Below are 17650 nucleotides of genomic sequence, written 5' to 3'. Positions count from 1 at the left end.
TCAATGCCGCACATTTTGATCGTCGAAGACGAAACCATCATCCGCTCCGCCTTGCGCCGCCTGCTGGAACGCAACCAGTACCAGGTCAGCGAAGCCGGTTCAGTGCAGGAAGCACAAGAACGCTTCAGCATTCCCACTTTCGACCTGATCGTCAGCGACCTGCGACTGCCGGGCGCGCCCGGCACCGAGCTGATCAAGCTCGGCCAGGGCACCCCGGTGCTGATCATGACCAGCTACGCCAGCCTGCGCTCGGCCGTGGACTCGATGAAGATGGGCGCGGTCGACTACATCGCCAAGCCCTTCGACCACGACGAGATGCTCCAGGCCGTGGCCAGGATCCTGCGCGACCGCCAGGCCGCCCCCGCCGCCGGCGAAGCCGTCGCGGGCAAGTCCGCCAACGGCAGCGGCAAGGCCGCCGTCGATGCCGGCAACGGCGAGATCGGCATCATCGGCTCCTGTCCGCCGATGCAGGACCTGTACGGCAAGATCCGCAAGGTCGCGCCGACCGACTCCAATGTGCTGATCCAGGGCGAGTCCGGCACCGGCAAGGAACTGGTGGCCCGGGCCCTGCACAACCTGTCCCGGCGCGCCAAGGCACCGATGATCTCGGTGAACTGCGCCGCCATCCCGGAAAGCCTGATCGAATCCGAACTGTTCGGCCACGAGAAAGGCGCGTTCACCGGTGCCAGCGCCGGCCGGGCCGGCCTGGTGGAAGCGGCGGACGGCGGCACGCTGTTCCTCGACGAGATCGGCGAACTGCCGCTGGAGGCTCAGGCCCGCCTGCTGCGCGTGCTGCAGGAAGGCGAAATCCGCCGGGTCGGCTCGGTGCAGTCGCAAAAGGTCGATGTGCGCCTGATCGCCGCGACCCACCGGGACCTGAAGAACCTGGCCAAGATCGGCCAGTTCCGTGAAGACCTGTATTACCGCCTGCACGTGATCGCCCTGAAGCTGCCGGCCCTGCGCGAGCGCGGCGCCGACGTCAACGAAATCGCCAACGCGTTCCTCGCCCGCCAGAGCGCCCGGATCAACCGCACCGACCTGAAGTTCGCTGCCGACGCCGAACAGGCGATCCGCCACTACTCCTGGCCGGGCAACGTGCGGGAGCTGGAGAACGCGGTGGAGCGCGCGGTGATCCTGAGCGAAAGCCCGGAGATTTCCGCCGACCTTTTGGGCATCGACATCGAGCTGGGGGACCTGGAGGAGGACGAATTCATCGGCCTGCCGGCGCAAGCCGCCGCCAGCGTGCCCACCAACAGCCACGAGCCGACCGAAGACCTGTCGCTGGAAGACTACTTCCAGCACTTCGTCCTCGAGCATCAGGACCACATGACCGAGACCGAACTGGCGCGCAAGCTGGGCGTCAGCCGCAAGTGCCTGTGGGAGCGCCGTCAGCGCCTGGGCATTCCGCGGCGCAAGACCGGGGCCACCAGCGAGAGCTGAACGTTACCTGTCGAGGGTGCGGGTAACCGTTGAAAGGCTGAGAAAACTGTTACCTCAGCCATTTCACGTAACAGAAGCCGGGGTTATCGGTAACGAAACCCCGGCTTTTTTTCGCCCTCAGAAACCTGCCGAGCCGTCCTAACCCCTTGTTTTATTGGGGATCGCAAAAGTTGGCACGGCACCTGCTATATGTTTGGTACAAGAACAATAACAAGCAATGCATAAGACAATAAAAATAAGACGAATCGACTCACGCACAATAAAAACAAGACGGCGAGAGGCGCAGCTAACTGATTCTTTTGGAGAGGCGTTGTATTTGGGATTCGTCCCACGACCAGGCCGAGAACAACAAAAACTGTCTTGAGACAGAGCCTGCACTGGTTGGATCGCAAGATCACTGCAACTCAGCGACCAAAGCAATCCGTTTGCTCTTGGCTCCCGACTGGGAGGGTCATGAAGGGAAAACCTCATGACGAGGGCGCTCAACAAAAACAAGAAGCCCGAATCAAAAATAAAAAGAGCACGCAACTACTTCTTGGGGAGCTTCGGCTCCCCTTGTAGTTTCTGTCACCTTGACGTCCGCCGTGGCGATCCCTCCTCAGAAATTGCGGCTCCGAACGCCCTGGACCGCGGCCTGCAGCTCAAATCCGCTGCGTCCTACACCATTCACCGACTAAATGCTAGAATCCCCGCCCATCATGCGGCCATTCCCCGGTAAGGCCGAACATTCCTTCAAACAGTGCATCCCATGCTGAAGAAGCTGTTCCAGTCATTTCGAACGCCCCTGCGTCGTACGCAACACATCCGTAGCACGCCTGAAGTCCTCAACAGCGGCCAACATTCGCTGCAGAAGGCGCAATTCAGCCGTTATGCGGTCAACATCGTCGAACGTCTGCAGAGCGCCGGCTACCAGGCCTACCTGGTCGGCGGCTGCGTGCGCGACATGCTGCTGGGCATCACGCCCAAGGACTTCGACGTGGCCACCAGCGCCACCCCCGAGCAGGTCCGGGCCGAATTCCGCAATGCGCGGATCATCGGCCGCCGCTTCAAGCTGGTGCATATCCATTTCGGCCGCGAGATCATCGAGGTCGCGACCTTCCGCGCCAACCACCCGCAAAACGAAGACGACGAAGACAGCAACCAGTCCTCGCGCAACGAAAGCGGGCGCATCCTGCGCGACAACGTCTACGGCACCCTGGAAGAAGACGCGCAACGCCGCGACTTCACCATCAATGCCCTGTATTACGATCCGGTCAGCGAGCGCATCCTCGACTACGCCAACGGCGTGCACGATATCCGCAACCACCTGATCCGCCTGATCGGCGACCCGGTGCAGCGCTACCAGGAAGACCCGGTGCGGATGCTGCGGGCCGTGCGCTTCGCCGCCAAGCTCAATTTCGGCATCGAGAAGCACACCGTCCAGCCGATCCGCGACCTGGCGCCGATGCTGCGCGAGATCCCGTCGGCCCGCCTGTTCGAGGAAGTGCTCAAGCTGTTCCTCTCCGGCCACGGTGCGATCACCTATGAAATGCTGGTCGACCTGCAACTGTTCGAACCGCTGTTCCCGGCCAGCGCCGACGCGCTGGAGCACAACCCGGAATACACCCACACGCTGATCAGCGAAGCCCTGACCAACACCGACCTGCGGATCAAGCAGAACAAGCCGGTGACCCCGGCGTTCCTGTTCGCCGCCCTGCTGTGGCCCGCCCTGCCGGCCCGCGTGCTGCGCCTTCAGGAACGGGGCATGCCGCCGATTCCGGCGATGCAGGAAGCGGCCCACGAGCTGATTGCCGAGCAATGCCAGCGCATCGCCATTCCGAAGCGCTTCACGATGCCGATCCGCGAGATCTGGGACATGCAGGAGCGCCTGCCGCGGCGCAGCGGCAAACGCGCCGACCTGCTGCTGGACAACCCGCGCTTTCGCGCCGGCTACGACTTCCTGCTGCTGCGCGAAAGCGCCGGCGAGCAGACCGACGGCCTGGGCGAATGGTGGACCGACTACCAGGACGCCAACGACAGCGGGCGCCGGGACATGATCCGCGAACTCAGCGGCAAGGACGACGGCACCGGCGGCGCACCGCGCAAGCGCCGTCGCAGCAACGCCAAGCGCAAGAGCGCGGCGGGCGAATAAGGCATGGAACGCGTCTACATCGGCATGGGCAGCAACCTGGCTGACCCGGCCGAGCAATTGCGCAGCGCGCTCGACGCGCTGGCGCACCTGCCCGCCACCGCACTGGCCGGCGTCTCGGCGTTCTACCAAAGCGATTCGCTGCTGCCGGGCCAGCCGCGCTACACCAACGCCGTGGCGGCGCTGGACAGCTCGCTCTCCCCCCTGGAACTGCTCGACGCCCTGCAAGCCATCGAAAACGATCAGGGCCGCGAACGCCTGGAACGCTGGGGCCCGCGCACGCTGGACCTGGACATCCTGCTGTTCGGCGACCGGCTGATCGACGAGCCCCGCCTCAAGGTGCCGCACTACCACATGCAGGAACGCGCGTTCGTCCTGTACCCCCTGGCGGAGCTGGCGCCCAAGGAGCTGCGCCTGGCCGACGGCCGCACCCTGGCCGAGCTGCTGGCGGCCTGCCCGTTCACCGGCCTCGAACGCCTCTGACCCTTTTCCCTCGCCCGGCCCAGGGTGACCCGGGCTGACGTCATCGCCAGCAGGCTGGCTCCCGACGGGATCCCGGCCGACGGCCACGCCGCGCCTGCCACCGCCATTTTTGTAGGACAAAAAAACGGCAGCCCAGACCTGCCGCACCGCTGAATCGCATCAGTAACGCCGGTAACACTCCCGTCGTAACAATGCGGTAACACACGTAATTGACTTCCTGGGTTCTCATCACGACTATAGGCGTCCCGCTGCCGCCAACCCGGCGCACAAGGGCGCAATCCAGGCCTTATAAGCACGACAAAAGAGCGTGCGCCTGAATAGATGACGAATCACGCGCGTTACCCGCAGCAGTTTCCAATGCGCCTGAACGAGGATTTCTTACATGCCAGCCATCACCCTGACCACGCTCCAGAGCCTCAAGCAGAAAGGTGAAAAGATCACCATGCTGACCTGCTATGACGCGACCTTCGCCCACGCCTGCAACGAGGCCGGTGTCGAAGTGCTGCTGGTGGGCGATTCCCTCGGCATGGTCTTGCAGGGCCACGACAGCACCCTGCCGGTGACCACTGCGGAAATGGCCTACCACGTCGCCAGCGTCAAGCGCGGCAACACCGATGCCCTGATCCTGGCGGATCTGCCGTTCATGGCCAACGCCACCCTGGAACAGACCATGACCAACAGCGCCATGCTGATGCAGGCCGGCGCGCACATGGTCAAGGTCGAAGGCGCCCTGTGGCTGGCGGAGTCGATCCGCCTGCTGGCCGAGCGCGGCGTTCCGGTGTGCGCGCACATGGGCCTGACCCCGCAAGCGGTGAACATCCTCGGCGGCTACAAGGTGCAGGGCCGCAACGAGAACCAGGCGCGGCAGATGCGCGCCGACGCCATCTCGCTGGAGCAGGCCGGCGCGGCCATGCTGCTGCTCGAATGCGTGCCGAGCGAACTGGCCGCCGAAATCAGCCAGGCGGTGAAGATCCCGGTGATCGGCATCGGCGCCGGCAACGCCACCGACGGCCAGGTGCTGGTGCTGCACGACATGCTCGGCCTGTCGATCAGCGGCCGCGTGCCGAAGTTCGTGAAGAACTTCATGGACGGCCAGGACAGCATCCAGAACGCCCTGAAGGCCTACGTCACTGAAGTCAAAGCCGCCACGTTCCCAGGCATCGAACACGGATTCTCCGCATGAACACCGTCAAAACCGTACGTGAACTGCGCGCCGCCGTGGCCCGCGCCCGCAGCGAAGGCAAGCGCATCGGCTTCGTGCCGACCATGGGCAACCTGCACAGCGGCCACATCGCGCTGATCACCAAGGCCACCCAGCGGGTGGACTTCGTGGTCGCGAGCATTTTCGTCAACCCGCTGCAGTTCGGCGCCGGCGAAGACCTCGACAAGTACCCGCGCACCCTGGCGGCGGACCAGGAAAAACTGCTGGAAGCCGGCTGCGACCTGCTGTTCGCCCCGACCGTCGAGGAAATGTACCCCGACGGCATGGCCGGACAGACCCGGGTCAGCGTGCCTCAACTGTCCGAAGGCCTTTGCGGCGCCAGCCGGCCGGGGCATTTCGAAGGCGTGGCGACCGTGGTCAGCAAGCTGTTCAACATGGTGCAGCCGGACCTGGCGATCTTCGGCCAGAAGGACTTCCAGCAACTGGCGGTGATCCGTGCGCTGGTGCATGACCTGAACATGCCGATCCAGATCATCGGCGAACCGACCGTGCGTGCCGCCGACGGCCTGGCGCTGTCCTCGCGCAACGGTTTCCTCAGCGAAGAGCAGCGCGCCGTGGCGCCGGTGGTCTACCGCACCCTGAGCGCCATCGCCGAGTCGATCAAGCTAGGCGAGCGTGACTTCCCGGCACTGATCCAGACGCAGCTCAAGCAACTGGAAGCCGCCGGCCTGCGTCCGGACTACTTGGAGATCCGCCACGCCCTGACCCTGCGCCCGGCCACGGCAAACGACCGCGACCTGGTGATCCTGGTGGCCGCGTTCCTCGGCACCACCCGCTTGATCGACAACCTGCACCTGAACCTCGACACCCCGGCCTGAGCGCCGTAATCCTTTGTGGGAGCGGGCCTGCCCGCGATGGCCTTCCGTCAGCCGACCTGAGCGGCGACCGGCAGACCGCCATCGCAAGCAGGCCCGCTCCCACATTGTTTTGCGGTGACCAAAAATCCTGCACCCACCCAAGCCCCCTGTGTGGCCAGCCTGCTGACGACGGGGTCTACGGAAACGCTCCGGGATCCGGCCACTTCCACCTGCCTACGCCCGGCGCGCAGCCATATTGCCGCCCTCCCCCCCTTCGGGCACACTGCCTGCCGTTCGATTCCGACCAGGGGAACCCCTCATGCACGCCATCATGCTCAAGGCCAAGCTGCACCGCGCCGAAGTCACCCACGCGGTGCTCGATTACGAAGGTTCCTGCGCCATCGACGGCGAATGGCTGGACCTGTCCGGCATCCGTGAGTACGAGCAGATCCAGATCTACAACGTCGACAACGGCGAACGCTTCACCACCTACGCGATCCGCGGCGAAGAAGGCTCGCGGATGATTTCGGTCAACGGCGCAGCCGCGCACAAGGCCAAGGTCGGCGACCGCGTGATCATTTGCGCCTACGCCCACTACAGCGAAGCTGAACTGGTGAACTTCAAGCCGCGCATGCTCTACATGGCGCCGGGCAACGAACTGAGCCACACCAGCAACGCCATCCCGGTGCAGGTCGCCTGAGCAGGCAGCCCCCGCCCTTCCGTTCGTCGGCCGTTTCCTGGACAGATGTTAAAAAAGTACAGGAAACGGGTCAGACAAAGTCAAGACAGATCGCAGCGCGGGGTTTACTGTATTGGCCCTGCGCCATGAAACCGTGTCAACGCAGCTGACCCCATGCCCTGACCGGGCCTGGCGGTTCGATCCGTGTACCAAAGGCCGTTCAAGTAAAAAGGAAAACCGCAGCGATGGCGTACTACCGCACTCCTCATGACGTTACCGCTCTGCCTGCCTGGCAAGCGTTGAAAGACCACCGCCAAGCCATGCAGGATTTCAGCATGCGCGAAGCCTTCAACGCCGACCCGCAGCGCTTCAACCAATTCACCCTGAGCAGCTGCGGACTGTTTCTCGACTATTCGAAGAACCTGATCAACGCCCAGACCCGCGACCTGCTGGTGGGCCTGGCCGATGAGGTCGACCTCAAGGGCGCGATCAAATCGCTGTTCGACGGCGAAATCGTCAACGCTTCCGAAGGCCGCCCTGCCCTGCACACCGCCCTGCGCCGCCCGGTGGGCGACAAGCTGTCGGTCAACGGCGTCAACGTGATGCCGGACGTGCACAAGGTGCTGAACCAGATGACCGACCTGGTGGGCCGCATCCACGACGGCCTGTGGCGCGGCTACACCGAGAAGCCGATCACCGACGTGGTGAACATCGGCATCGGCGGCTCGTTCCTCGGCCCTGAGCTGGTCTCCGAGGCCCTGCTGTCCTACGCCCAGAAAGGCGTGCGTTGCCACTACCTGGCGAACATCGACGGCAGCGAGTTCCACGGCCTGACCCAGAAGCTGCGGGCCGAAACCACGCTGTTCATCGTGTCGTCGAAATCCTTCAACACCCTCGAAACCCTGAAGAACGCCCAGGCCGCCCGCGCCTGGTACCTGGCCCAGGGCGGTTCGGAAGCCGAACTGCACCGCCACTTCATCGCCGTTTCGAGCAACAACGCGGCGGCCGTGGCGTTCGGCATCCGCGAAGAGAACATCTTCCCGATGTGGGACTGGGTCGGCGGCCGCTACTCGCTGTGGTCGGCCATCGGCCTGCCGATCGCCCTGGCCATCGGCATGTCCAACTTCAAGGAACTGCTGTCCGGCGCCTACACCATGGACCAGCACTTCCAGAGCGCCCCGTTCGAACAGAACATGCCGGTGCTGCTGGCCCTGCTCGGCGTGTGGTACGGCAACTTCTGGGGTGCGCAGAGCCACGCGATCCTGCCGTACGACCATTACCTGCGCAACATCACCAAGCACCTTCAACAGTTGGACATGGAGTCCAACGGCAAGCGCGTGCGCCAGGACGGCACTGCGGTGTCCACCGACACCGGTCCGGTGATCTGGGGCGGCGTCGGCTGCAACGGCCAGCATGCCTATCACCAGTTGCTGCACCAGGGCACCCAGCTGATCCCGGCCGACTTCATCGTGCCGGTCGTCAGCTTCAACCCGGTGTCCGACCATCACCAGTGGCTGTACGCCAACTGTCTGTCCCAGAGCCAGGCCCTGATGCTCGGCAAGACCCTGGCCGAAGCCGAGGCCGAGCTGCGCGACAAAGGCATGAGCGAAGAGCAGGTGCACAAGCTCGCCGCCCACAAGGTGATCCCGGGCAACCGTCCGAGCAACACCCTGGTGGTCGAACGCATCAGCCCGCGCCGTCTCGGCGCCCTGGTGGCGATGTACGAACACAAGGTGTTCGTGCAGAGCGTGGTCTGGGGCATCAACGCCTTCGACCAGTGGGGCGTGGAACTGGGCAAGGAACTGGGCAAGGGCGTCTACAACCGCCTGGTCGGCAGCGAAGAGAGCGCCGCCGAGGATCCGTCCACCCAAGGCCTGATCAACTACTTCCGCGGCCGTCACCGCGGCTGATCCGGCCGTGTTGCCCGCAGCCTCTGCGGGCAACACCTTCCATTACGGGAGCGGGTTTGCCCGCTCCCTCAGTCTTTTGTATGCCCCCCTTTCCCACAGTCGTTTTTGACATGGCTTGAACCTCTCGGGCACTCGGCGCATCTTTATTCCTGTCGCACAACAAGAATAAGGAACCGTCATGTTCGATATCAGCACGTTCCCCAAAGCCGATGCCGTCCGCCGGGCCGCACAGTTGAGTCAGGACGACTACCAGCGCCTGTACCGCGAATCCATTGAACACCCCAGCACCTTCTGGGCCGAACAGGCCAAGCGTTTCCTGGACTGGAGCACCCCGTGGCAGACCGTCCAGCGCTATGACCTGAAGACCGGCGAAGCCACCTGGTTCGCCGGGGCGAAGCTGAACGTCAGCCACAACTGCATCGACCGTCACCTGGAACGGCGCGGCGAGCAGACCGCCCTGCTCTGGGAAGGCGACGACCCCGCCGAATCGGCGCAGATCACCTACCGCAAGCTCCATCACCACGTCTGCCGGCTGGCCAACGTGCTCAAGGGCCGCGGCGTGAAGAAAGGCGACCGGGTGTGCATCTACATGCCGATGATCCCCGAAGCGACCTACGCCATGCTGGCCTGCGCGCGGATCGGCGCGATCCATTCGGTGGTGTTCGGCGGCTTCTCCCCGGACTCCCTGCGCGACCGCATCCTCGACGCCGACTGCCGCACCGTGATCACCGCCGACGAAGGCGTGCGCGGCGGCAAGTTCGTGCCGCTCAAGCACAACGTCGACAAGGCCCTGCAAAGCTGCCCGGACGTCAGCACCGTGGTGGTGGTCGAGCGCACCCAGGGCAAGGTGGACTGGACCTTAGGCCGCGACCTGTGGTATCACCAGGCGGTGCGCGAGGTCAGCGACGACTGCCCGCCGGAACCGATGGACGCCGAAGACCCGCTGTTCATCCTCTACACCTCCGGCAGCACCGGCAAACCCAAAGGCGTGCTGCACACCACCGGCGGCTATCTGCTGCAGGCGGCGATGACCTTCAAGTACGTGCTCGACTACCGCGACGGCGAAGTGTTCTGGTGCACCGCCGACGTCGGCTGGGTCACCGGCCACAGCTACATCGTCTACGGCCCTTTGGCCAACGGCGCCACCACCCTGGTCTTCGAAGGCGTGCCGAGCTACCCGACCACCTCGCGGTTCTGGCAGGTGATCGACAAGCACCGCGTCAACATCTTCTACACCGCGCCGACCGCCCTGCGCGCCCTGATGCGCGAAGGGCCCGGCCCGCTCAAGGACACTTCGCGGCAAAGCCTCAGGCTGCTCGGCAGCGTCGGCGAGCCGATCAACCCGGAAGCGTGGGAATGGTATTTCAACGTGGTCGGCGAGCAACGCTGCCCCATCGTCGACACCTGGTGGCAGACCGAGACCGGCGGCATCATGCTCAGCCCCTTGGTCAGCGCCCAGCGGATCAAGCCAGGCTGCGCCACCCGTCCGATGTTCGGCGTGCAGCCCGTGCTGCTCGATGAGCACGGCAAGGAAATCAAGGGCGCCGGCAGCGGCGTGCTGGCGATCAAGTCGAGCTGGCCGGCGCAGATCCGCAGCGTCTACGGCGACCCGCAGCGGATGGTCGACACCTATTTCAAACCCTACCCCGGCTACTACTTCACCGGTGACGGCGCCCGCCGCGACGAGGACGGCGACTACTGGATCACCGGCCGCATCGACGACGTGATCAACGTGTCCGGCCACCGCATCGGCACCGCTGAAGTGGAGAGCGCCCTGGTGCTGCACGACAGCATCGCCGAGGCGGCGGTGGTCGGTTATCCCCACGACGTCAAGGGCCAGGGCATCTACGCCTTCGTCACCCCCATGAACGGCACCGAGGCCGACGACGCACTGAAGAAGGAACTGCTGGCCCACGTCAGCAAGGAAATCGGCAGCTTCGCCAAACCGGATCTGATCCAGTGGGCGCCGGCCTTGCCGAAAACCCGCTCAGGCAAGATCATGCGCAGAATCCTGCGCAAGATCGCCTGCAACGAGCTCGACAGCCTCGGGGACACCTCCACCCTGGCCGACCCGAGCGTAGTGCAGGGCCTGATCGACAAGCGCCTCAACCGGTAGCGGCCCCGGCGCGGTCGTTCGGCCGCGCCGTCCCTGCACTGAAGCCATCCGTCGAGCCCCCCATGGAATTCATCCGCCACCGCATCGAAAGCCAGCTCATGAGCCTGACCGGGCTGTCCCTCGGCCAGCTCGACCTGGAAAACCCCAAGGGCGATCCCGGCCTGTTCGGCCCCGACTCGGTCAGCTGGCAAGTGCACGGCGACTTCAGCAGCATGCTGATCGGCGGCATCGCCGCGCTGCTGCTGCAGGCTTTGCACCCGCTGGCGCTGGCCGGGGTGTGGGATCACTCGAACTTTCGCCAGGACATGCTCGGACGGCTGCGCCGCACCAGCCAGTTCGTCTCGGGCACCACGTTCGGCTCGCGCAAGGACGCCGACTGGCTGATCGAAAAAGTGCGCACCATCCACCTGCAAGTGGTCGGCACCGCTCCGGACGGCCGCCCCTATGCGGCCAGCGACCCGGATCTGCTGACCTGGGTGCACGTGGCGGAAGTCAGCCACTTCCTCGCCGCCCACCTGCGCTACCGCAATCCGCACCTGTCCCTGACAGACCAGGACCGCTACTACGCTGAAATCGCCGTGATCGCCGAACGGCTCGGCGCCCGGGACGTGCCCCGCTCGCGCGCGGCGGTGGCCGAGTACCTGCAGCGCATGCGCCCGCAGCTGCTGTGCGACGGACGCAGCCGCGAAGTCCTGCGGTTGCTGCTCGACGCGCCGGCCCCCAGCCTACTGGCCCGGCCCTTCGGCGACCTGATGATGAAGGCCGGCATCGACCTGCTGCCCGACTGGGCCAGCGACATGCTCGGCGTGCGCCAGAACCCGCTGCGCCGCCAACTGATCCGCGCCAGCGTCAACCGCAGCGCGCCGATGCTGCGCTGGGCCATGCGCAACGGCTCGGTGCAGCGCGCCCGGCGGCGGATGGGGCTGCTGCCCTGATCCCTCGCCACAGGCGCCGACAATGCTAAACTCCCGCGCCCCCATACCCTCCAGCAAGGCGCCCGCATGTCTTCCTTGAACCAGGCGCTGCGCGCCGCCCTCGACCAACGCCAGGACCTGCTCGCCGAACTGCACGGCCAGGGCACCGACTGCTACCGCCTGTTCCACGGCAGCCAGGAAGGCGCGGGCGGCCTGACCGTCGACCGCTACGGCCCGCAACTGATGGTGCAAAGCTTCCACCAGACGCTGGAGCGCGACGCCCTGCTGCACCTGCACGAGACCGTCGACCAGACCCTGGGCCTGGACACCCTGCTGGTCTACAACGACCGCTCCCGGGGCAACTCGCGGATCGACCGCACCGACCCGGTCTACCGGGCCGACGACGCGGCGCTGGAGGATCTGGTCGGCCACGAATGGGGCCTGAACTACCGCGTGCGCGGGCGCCACGCCGGGCAGGATCCGCTGCTGTTCCTCGACCTGCGCAACACCCGGGGCTGGGTCAAGGACCACGCCAAGGGCAAAAGCGTGCTCAACCTGTTCGCCTACACCTGCGGGGTGGGTCTGAGCGCCGCCGCCGGCGGTGCGCGCGAGGTGTGCAACCTGGACTTCGCCGAGGGCAACCTCGCGGTCGGTCGCGAGAACGGCCAGCTCAACCCGCAGTTGCCGGCCATGCAGTTCGTCCAGTCCGACTACTTCCCGGCGATCCGCCAACTGGCGGGGCTGCCGATCACCCAGCGGCGCGGGCAAAAGCTGCCGGGCTATCCGCGCCTGGAACAGCGCCAATACGACCTGGTGCTGCTCGATCCGCCGGCCTGGGCCAAGAGCGCGTTCGGCACCGTCGACCTGCTGCGCGACTATCAGAGCCTGCTCAAGCCGGCCCTGCTGGCCACCGCCGAGGACGGCGTGCTGATCTGCTGCAACAACCTGGCGAAAGTCAGCATGGACGACTGGCGCGAACAGGTGCTGCGCTGCGCGGACAAGGCCGGGCGGCCGGTGCGCGAATGGACGGTGATGACACCGGGCCGGGACTTCCCGTCCATGGACGGACAGCCGCCGCTGAAGACCCTGATCCTCCGGCTGTGAAACCTGCTTGGGAAAATTCCCACAGAAAAATCTGAACAATCCTGACCCTGGGCGATTACTTCGGAACCGCAATCGCGTGCCATACTCCAAGGCACTCCGATTCAGACAGATGAAGCCGCACATGCCCAAAGGATTGATTCGCGCGATTGGCGCCCTGTTGACCGCTCTGGCCCTCTACAGCCTTTTGGGGTTTCTGATTCTGCCGGGCATTGCGTTACGGGTCGCCAACCAGCAACTGGCCCACTACGCCACCGTGCCGGCGCATGTCCAGCGCATCGAACTCAATCCGTTCAGCCTCGAGCTCACCTTGTGGGGGCTGGTGATCGGCGGGCCGGGCAAGGAACAGGTCGGGTTCGAGCGCCTCTACGCCAACCTGCAGCTCGACAGCCTGTGGACCCGGGCCCTGCACCTGGCCGACATCGAGCTGGACAAGCCCAAGACCGAAATCCTGTTCGCCAAGGACGGCCAGCTCAACCTGCTCGGCCTGTTCAAGCTGCCGGCCAGCGAACCCGCACCGGCCGACCCCGACGCCAAACCGTTCCCGCTGCGCATCGACCGCATCAAACTGGCCGGCGGCGCCGTGCATTTCGAGGACGCGCGTCCGAGCGAACCGATCGAATTCCTCTACGACACCCTCGACTTCGAACTGAAGAACCTCAGCACCCTGCCCGAAGACAGCGCCGACATGACCCTGGTCGCCGTCGGCCCCGCCGGCGGGCGCATCGACTGGAGCGGCAACTTCAGCCTGATCCCGATCACCTCCGAAGGCACGCTGAAAATCACCGACGGCAAGATGAAGGCGTTCTGGCCCTACGTGCGCGACGCCGTGCCGCTGGTGCTGGAAGACGGCGTGGTCAGCCTCAGCACCGACTACAAGCTCAACCTGTCCAGGCAAACCGAACTGCTGCTCAACAACGTCGCCGTCAGCGTCGCGCCGTTCGCCATCAAGGCCCCGGACGGCCGTCCGCTGGCGAAGCTCGAACGCCTGGACGTCAGCGAGACCACGGTGGACCTGGCCAAGCAGCAGGTCGTGGTGGGCAAGATCCGCAGCCAGAAGCTGGAGACCTGGGCCGCCCGCGAAGCCGACGGGCAACTGGACTGGCAGAAGCTGTTCGCCGGCCAGCCGTCCAGACCGGCGGCCAAGGCCGCCGCCGAACCCAAGACCGCGCCGGCCGCCGCCGACTCGCCGAAGGAACCGGCAGCGCCGGCCAAGCCCTGGCAGGTGCTGCTCAAGGACGTGCAACTGCGCAATTACCAGGTGCACCTGGCCGACCGCCAGCCGCAGCCGCCGGTGGCCCTGGAGGTCGGCCCGCTGAACCTCGACCTGCAGAACTTCGACAGCCTCAACGGTTCGCCCTTCAACCTCAAGCTCGACACCGGCCTGGGCAAGCAGGGCAAGATCAGCGCCGACGGCACGGTCAACCTGGCGCCTGTCACCGCTCAGCTCAACGTGAAGACCCAGGACATCGACCTGCGGGTCGCCCAGTCCTACATCATCCCGTTCATCCGCCTGGAACTGCGCAGCGGCATGCTCGGCAGCGACCTGAAGGTCAACCTCAAGAGCACCGAGCCCCTGGCGCTCAGCGTCACCGGCCGCGCCCAGGTCGATCAGTTGCACACCCTCGACACCCTCAAGACCCGCGACTTCCTCAAGTGGCAGCAGGTGGTGGTGGAGGGCCTGAACTACCAGCACGGCGACAGCCTGTCCATCGACCGGATCAACCTGTTCCAGCCCTATGCGCGGTTCATGATCAACGATGACCGCACCACCAACATCGACGACCTGCTGGTGCCGCAGCCCGCCGATTCGGCGGCGAAGCCGGCCGCCGCCAAGCAGCCGTCCGGAGGCGACAAGCCGTTGGGCATCCACATCGGCGCCATCGCGATCAACGACGGTTCGGCCAACTTCGCCGACTTCAGCCTGACCCCGAACTTCGCCACCGCGATCCAGCAGCTCAACGGCCAGATCGGCACCATCGACAGCCGCCAGGCGAAGCCGGCCAGCGTCGACGTCAAGGGCAAGGTCGACCGCTATGCGCCGGTGACCATCAAGGGCTCGGTCAACCCGTTCGACCCGATGGCCAGCCTCGACATCGCCACCAGCTTCAAGCGCGTCGAGCTGACCACCCTGACCCCCTACTCCGGCAAGTTCGCCGGCTACCGGATCCGCAAGGGCCGGCTCAACCTCGACCTGCACTACCTGATCACCAAGGGCCAGCTCAAGGCCGAGAACAAGGTGGTGGTCGAGCAACTGCAGCTGGGCGAAAAGGTCGACAGCCCGGACGCCGTGAGCCTGCCGCTGAAACTGGCGATCGCCCTGCTCAAGGACGTGGACGGCAAGATCTCCATCGAGCTGCCGGTCAGCGGCGACCTGAACAACCCGCAGTTCAGCGTGATGCCGATCGTCTGGCAGACCCTGCGCAACCTGATCGTCAAGGCCGCCGCCGCGCCGTTCAAGCTGATCGGCGGCCTGGTCAGCGGCGGCGGTTCGGAGGACCTGGGCAGCGTGTCGTTCGCGCCCGGCTCCAGCGAGCTGAGCAAGGACGCCGAAGCGGCCCTGGTCAAGCTGTCCCAGGCGCTCAAGGAGCGTCCGGCCCTGCGCCTGGAAATCGAAGGCACCGCCGCCAAGAGCAGCGACGGCCCGCTCATCGCCGAGCAGCGCCTGGAGCGTGAATACCAGTACAACTACTACAAGATGCTCCAGCGCCGGGGCGACAAGGTGCCGGCCCAGGCGTCCCTGCTGCAGGTGCCGGACGGCGAGAAAGGCCCGTTGCTCGAAGGTATCTACCGCACCCGCCTGAAGACCCAGCCACCGGCCGAATGGAAGGATCTGGGCAAGGAAGAGCGCACCGCGAAGATGCGCGAAGACGTGATCAAGTTCTGGAGCTCCAGCGACGTCCTGCTGCGCCAGCTCGGTCAGGACCGCGCCAGCAGCATCAAGGATTACCTGGTGGACAAGGGCCAACTGGCCGACGACCGGGTGTACTTCATCGACGCCAACCTCGGCGAAGCGGAAAGCGATGGCCGGGTGGTGACGCAAATGCATCTGGATGCCGAATGATGAACCGCAAATGTCTGCCCGCAATCCTCTTGGCGCTGGCCGCAGGCCAGGCGTCTGCGTCCGACACCCTGCGCTGCGGCAGCCAACTGGTCAGCCTCGGCGACCGCGCCAGCGAAGTGCTGCACAAGTGCGGCGAGCCGCTGAGCCGTGACCTGTTGGGCTACAAGCGCAGCGCCGACCGCCGCGAAGAGTTCCAGGTCGAGGAATGGACCTACGGCCCGAGCAACGGCATGTACCAGTACCTGCGTTTCGAGGGCAACCGCCTGAAACAGATCAACAGCAAGCGCGGCAACTGAAGTCCCCTTGCCCGCTGCCTTTCCCTATGGGAGCCAGCCCAGGCACCCGCTGCCGCTATGCATTAGCCCAAAATGAAACGGGCCCCGGCAATCAACCGGGGCCCGCATTGGCCACATCCTTGTGGCCGTTCGCATGAACTTCAAGTGCGGCAGACGTATTGCACGGATCGCCTGTCGCGCCTCCTCCCGTCCAGGCGAGAAGCCTTGCCTTACTCGGCTTTGAGGCCGTCGGCGGAAACCGCCTTGACGCCTTTGATTTTCTTGGCGATCGCGACCGCCATCTCTTTCTGCGAATCGGTCACGGCGACGGTGGACGACAGGGACACCACGCCTTTGTTGGTTTCGACCTTGATGTCGGTGCCGGGAATGCCTTTTTCGGTGACCAGGTCAGCTTTGACCTTGGTGGTGATCCAGGTATCGGAAGTGGCTTCCTTGGCTTTGGTCATTTCGCCGGCTGCCAGCGTCATGGGCGCCTGAGCCGTCTGGGTGGACTGGGCGAATGCGCCGGTGGCCATGGTCAGAGTCAGCGCGGTAGCAGCAGCGGCAGTGATAGCGAACTTCTTCATACGAGTAACTCCTGTTTTTCTGAAAAGTCTGCTGCGCTTCTTGTCAGCAGGTTACTGGAGATATTGCGAACGCTGTGCCAACTTCCCTACAAAAATAAATCCTTAAAAATCAATGATTTATAAAAATACCAGGTTGACGGAATCATGCAATTTGCATGACCGCGATCCGTTCTGCATGCAACTTGCGGATTCCTGAAAAGTTCCTAAGGCACTGAAACAATTCAGGCTTTTGCGCTGCCCGGAAAACAGAATGCCCCGCAAGGCGGGGCATTCGGGTGACGCATCGCAACCCTCAGGTCCCGGTGCAGCCCTTCGGCGCGTAGTCCTGGGCTGCCGTGGTCGCGCAGCTCCAGCCGGTGGCGGCGGTGCGGGTCAGGGTGATGGTTTTGCCCAGCACCGGACCCGGGGCATTGGCCAGCGTGCAGGTGATGGTGCCGGCCCCTGTGGAGGCCGTGCCCGAGGCCGCCAGGGTGCCGCAGTTGGACGTGGTTGCCGTGGCGCTGCCGGCCACCAGCGTCAGCGTCGGGTCGGTGCCTTGATTGATGGTGTCCTCGAACGGCACCTTCATGGCGCTGATCTCCGCCAGCCCCGCCGTCACTTTCGAACGGGCCTGGTACTTGGAGTACTGCGGCAGCGCGATGGTCGCCAGGATACCGATGATCGCCACGACGATCAGCAGCTCGATCAGAGTGAAACCTTGTTGTTTCTTCATAGACACGCTCCTTGCATGAGTCGGAATCTCATGGTCTGAACACGACTCAGCACAGCCCGTGCCAATCCCTTGCAGGCCCTGAAGGCGGGGCGCGGCGGCATGCCCGAAGCGCGTCCTACAGCCTTGAACCGCAGTATCTGACACTTTTTGTCACCTGCACCCCACAGGTTTGGCGCTGTCACTTGTCTAGGCTATAAGTCATGAACTGTCTGCGTCCGGGAT

14 protein-coding genes are annotated in these 17650 nt (G+C 64.8%); 12 read left to right on the top strand and 2 right to left on the bottom strand.

Annotated elements, in window-relative coordinates:
- Positions 1–3: 3 nt before the first annotated feature.
- The 12 genes from KVG96_RS01535 (at position 4) to KVG96_RS01480 (ending at position 16150) form a co-directional block, all read left to right on the top strand.
- Positions 4–1440, top strand: coding sequence for a sigma-54-dependent transcriptional regulator (locus KVG96_RS01535; protein WP_217890565.1), 1437 nt, complete (start codon positions 4–6; stop codon positions 1438–1440).
- A gap of 748 nt (positions 1441–2188) precedes the next feature.
- Positions 2189–3571 carry a polynucleotide adenylyltransferase PcnB gene (locus KVG96_RS01530; RefSeq protein ID WP_217890564.1) on the top strand — a complete coding sequence of 461 codons (1383 nt, stop codon included), beginning with the start codon at positions 2189–2191 and terminating at the stop codon, positions 3569–3571.
- Between the two features lie 3 nt (positions 3572–3574).
- Positions 3575–4051, top strand: a complete 477-nt coding sequence (gene folK, locus KVG96_RS01525; RefSeq protein ID WP_217890563.1) for a 2-amino-4-hydroxy-6-hydroxymethyldihydropteridine diphosphokinase — start codon at positions 3575–3577, stop codon at positions 4049–4051.
- Between the two features lie 382 nt (positions 4052–4433).
- Positions 4434–5234, top strand: a complete 801-nt coding sequence (panB, locus tag KVG96_RS01520; RefSeq protein ID WP_217890562.1) for a 3-methyl-2-oxobutanoate hydroxymethyltransferase — start codon at positions 4434–4436, stop codon at positions 5232–5234.
- Positions 5231–6091: a pantoate--beta-alanine ligase gene (panC, locus tag KVG96_RS01515; RefSeq protein ID WP_217890561.1), complete on the top strand. Its 861-nt coding sequence runs from the start codon at positions 5231–5233 to the stop codon at positions 6089–6091. The genes panB and panC overlap by 4 nt, the downstream gene beginning before the upstream one ends.
- Positions 6092–6389: 298 nt before the next feature.
- Positions 6390–6770 carry an aspartate 1-decarboxylase gene (gene panD / locus KVG96_RS01510; protein ID WP_007963888.1) on the top strand — a complete coding sequence of 127 codons (381 nt, stop codon included), beginning with the start codon at positions 6390–6392 and terminating at the stop codon, positions 6768–6770.
- A gap of 224 nt (positions 6771–6994) precedes the next feature.
- On the top strand, positions 6995–8659 hold the full coding sequence (gene pgi / locus KVG96_RS01505) for a glucose-6-phosphate isomerase (RefSeq protein ID WP_217890560.1): 1665 nt from the start codon (positions 6995–6997) through the stop codon (positions 8657–8659).
- A 178-nt stretch (positions 8660–8837) separates the two neighbouring features.
- Positions 8838–10775 (top strand): acetate--CoA ligase, encoded by a 1938-nt coding sequence (gene acs / locus KVG96_RS01500; RefSeq protein ID WP_217890559.1) that lies wholly within the window; start codon positions 8838–8840, stop codon positions 10773–10775.
- 62 nt (positions 10776–10837) lie between these two features.
- Positions 10838–11710, top strand: a complete 873-nt coding sequence (locus KVG96_RS01495; protein ID WP_217890558.1) for an oxygenase MpaB family protein — start codon at positions 10838–10840, stop codon at positions 11708–11710.
- A gap of 66 nt (positions 11711–11776) precedes the next feature.
- On the top strand, positions 11777–12793 hold the full coding sequence (locus KVG96_RS01490; protein ID WP_217890557.1) for a class I SAM-dependent rRNA methyltransferase: 1017 nt from the start codon (positions 11777–11779) through the stop codon (positions 12791–12793).
- A 109-nt stretch (positions 12794–12902) separates the two neighbouring features.
- A complete protein-coding gene (locus tag KVG96_RS01485; protein ID WP_217890556.1) occupies positions 12903–15854 on the top strand; it encodes a DUF748 domain-containing protein in 2952 nt (983 codons plus the stop codon).
- The gene (locus KVG96_RS01480) at positions 15851–16150 is read left to right on the top strand and encodes a DUF2845 domain-containing protein (RefSeq protein ID WP_437180477.1); all 300 of its coding nucleotides are present in this window, start codon (positions 15851–15853) and stop codon (positions 16148–16150) included. The genes KVG96_RS01485 and KVG96_RS01480 overlap by 4 nt, the downstream gene beginning before the upstream one ends.
- A gap of 209 nt (positions 16151–16359) precedes the next feature.
- Here KVG96_RS01480 and KVG96_RS01475 read toward each other — a convergent pair whose 3' ends face one another.
- Together KVG96_RS01475 and KVG96_RS01470 are read right to left on the bottom strand one after the other, a co-directional pair.
- Positions 16360–16716, bottom strand: coding sequence for a BON domain-containing protein (locus KVG96_RS01475; RefSeq protein WP_217890554.1), 357 nt, complete (start codon positions 16714–16716; stop codon positions 16360–16362).
- A 292-nt stretch (positions 16717–17008) separates the two neighbouring features.
- Positions 17009–17428 (bottom strand): pilin, encoded by a 420-nt coding sequence (locus tag KVG96_RS01470; protein WP_085584241.1) that lies wholly within the window; start codon positions 17426–17428, stop codon positions 17009–17011.
- Positions 17429–17650: the final 222 nt, after the last annotated feature.

The sequence above is a fragment of the Pseudomonas ekonensis genome (assembly GCF_019145435.1).
Classification (GTDB): Bacteria; Pseudomonadota; Gammaproteobacteria; order Pseudomonadales; family Pseudomonadaceae; genus Aquipseudomonas; species Aquipseudomonas ekonensis.
Note: the sequence above shows the minus strand (reverse complement) of the source record. Positions and strands in the feature narration are given on the sequence as shown.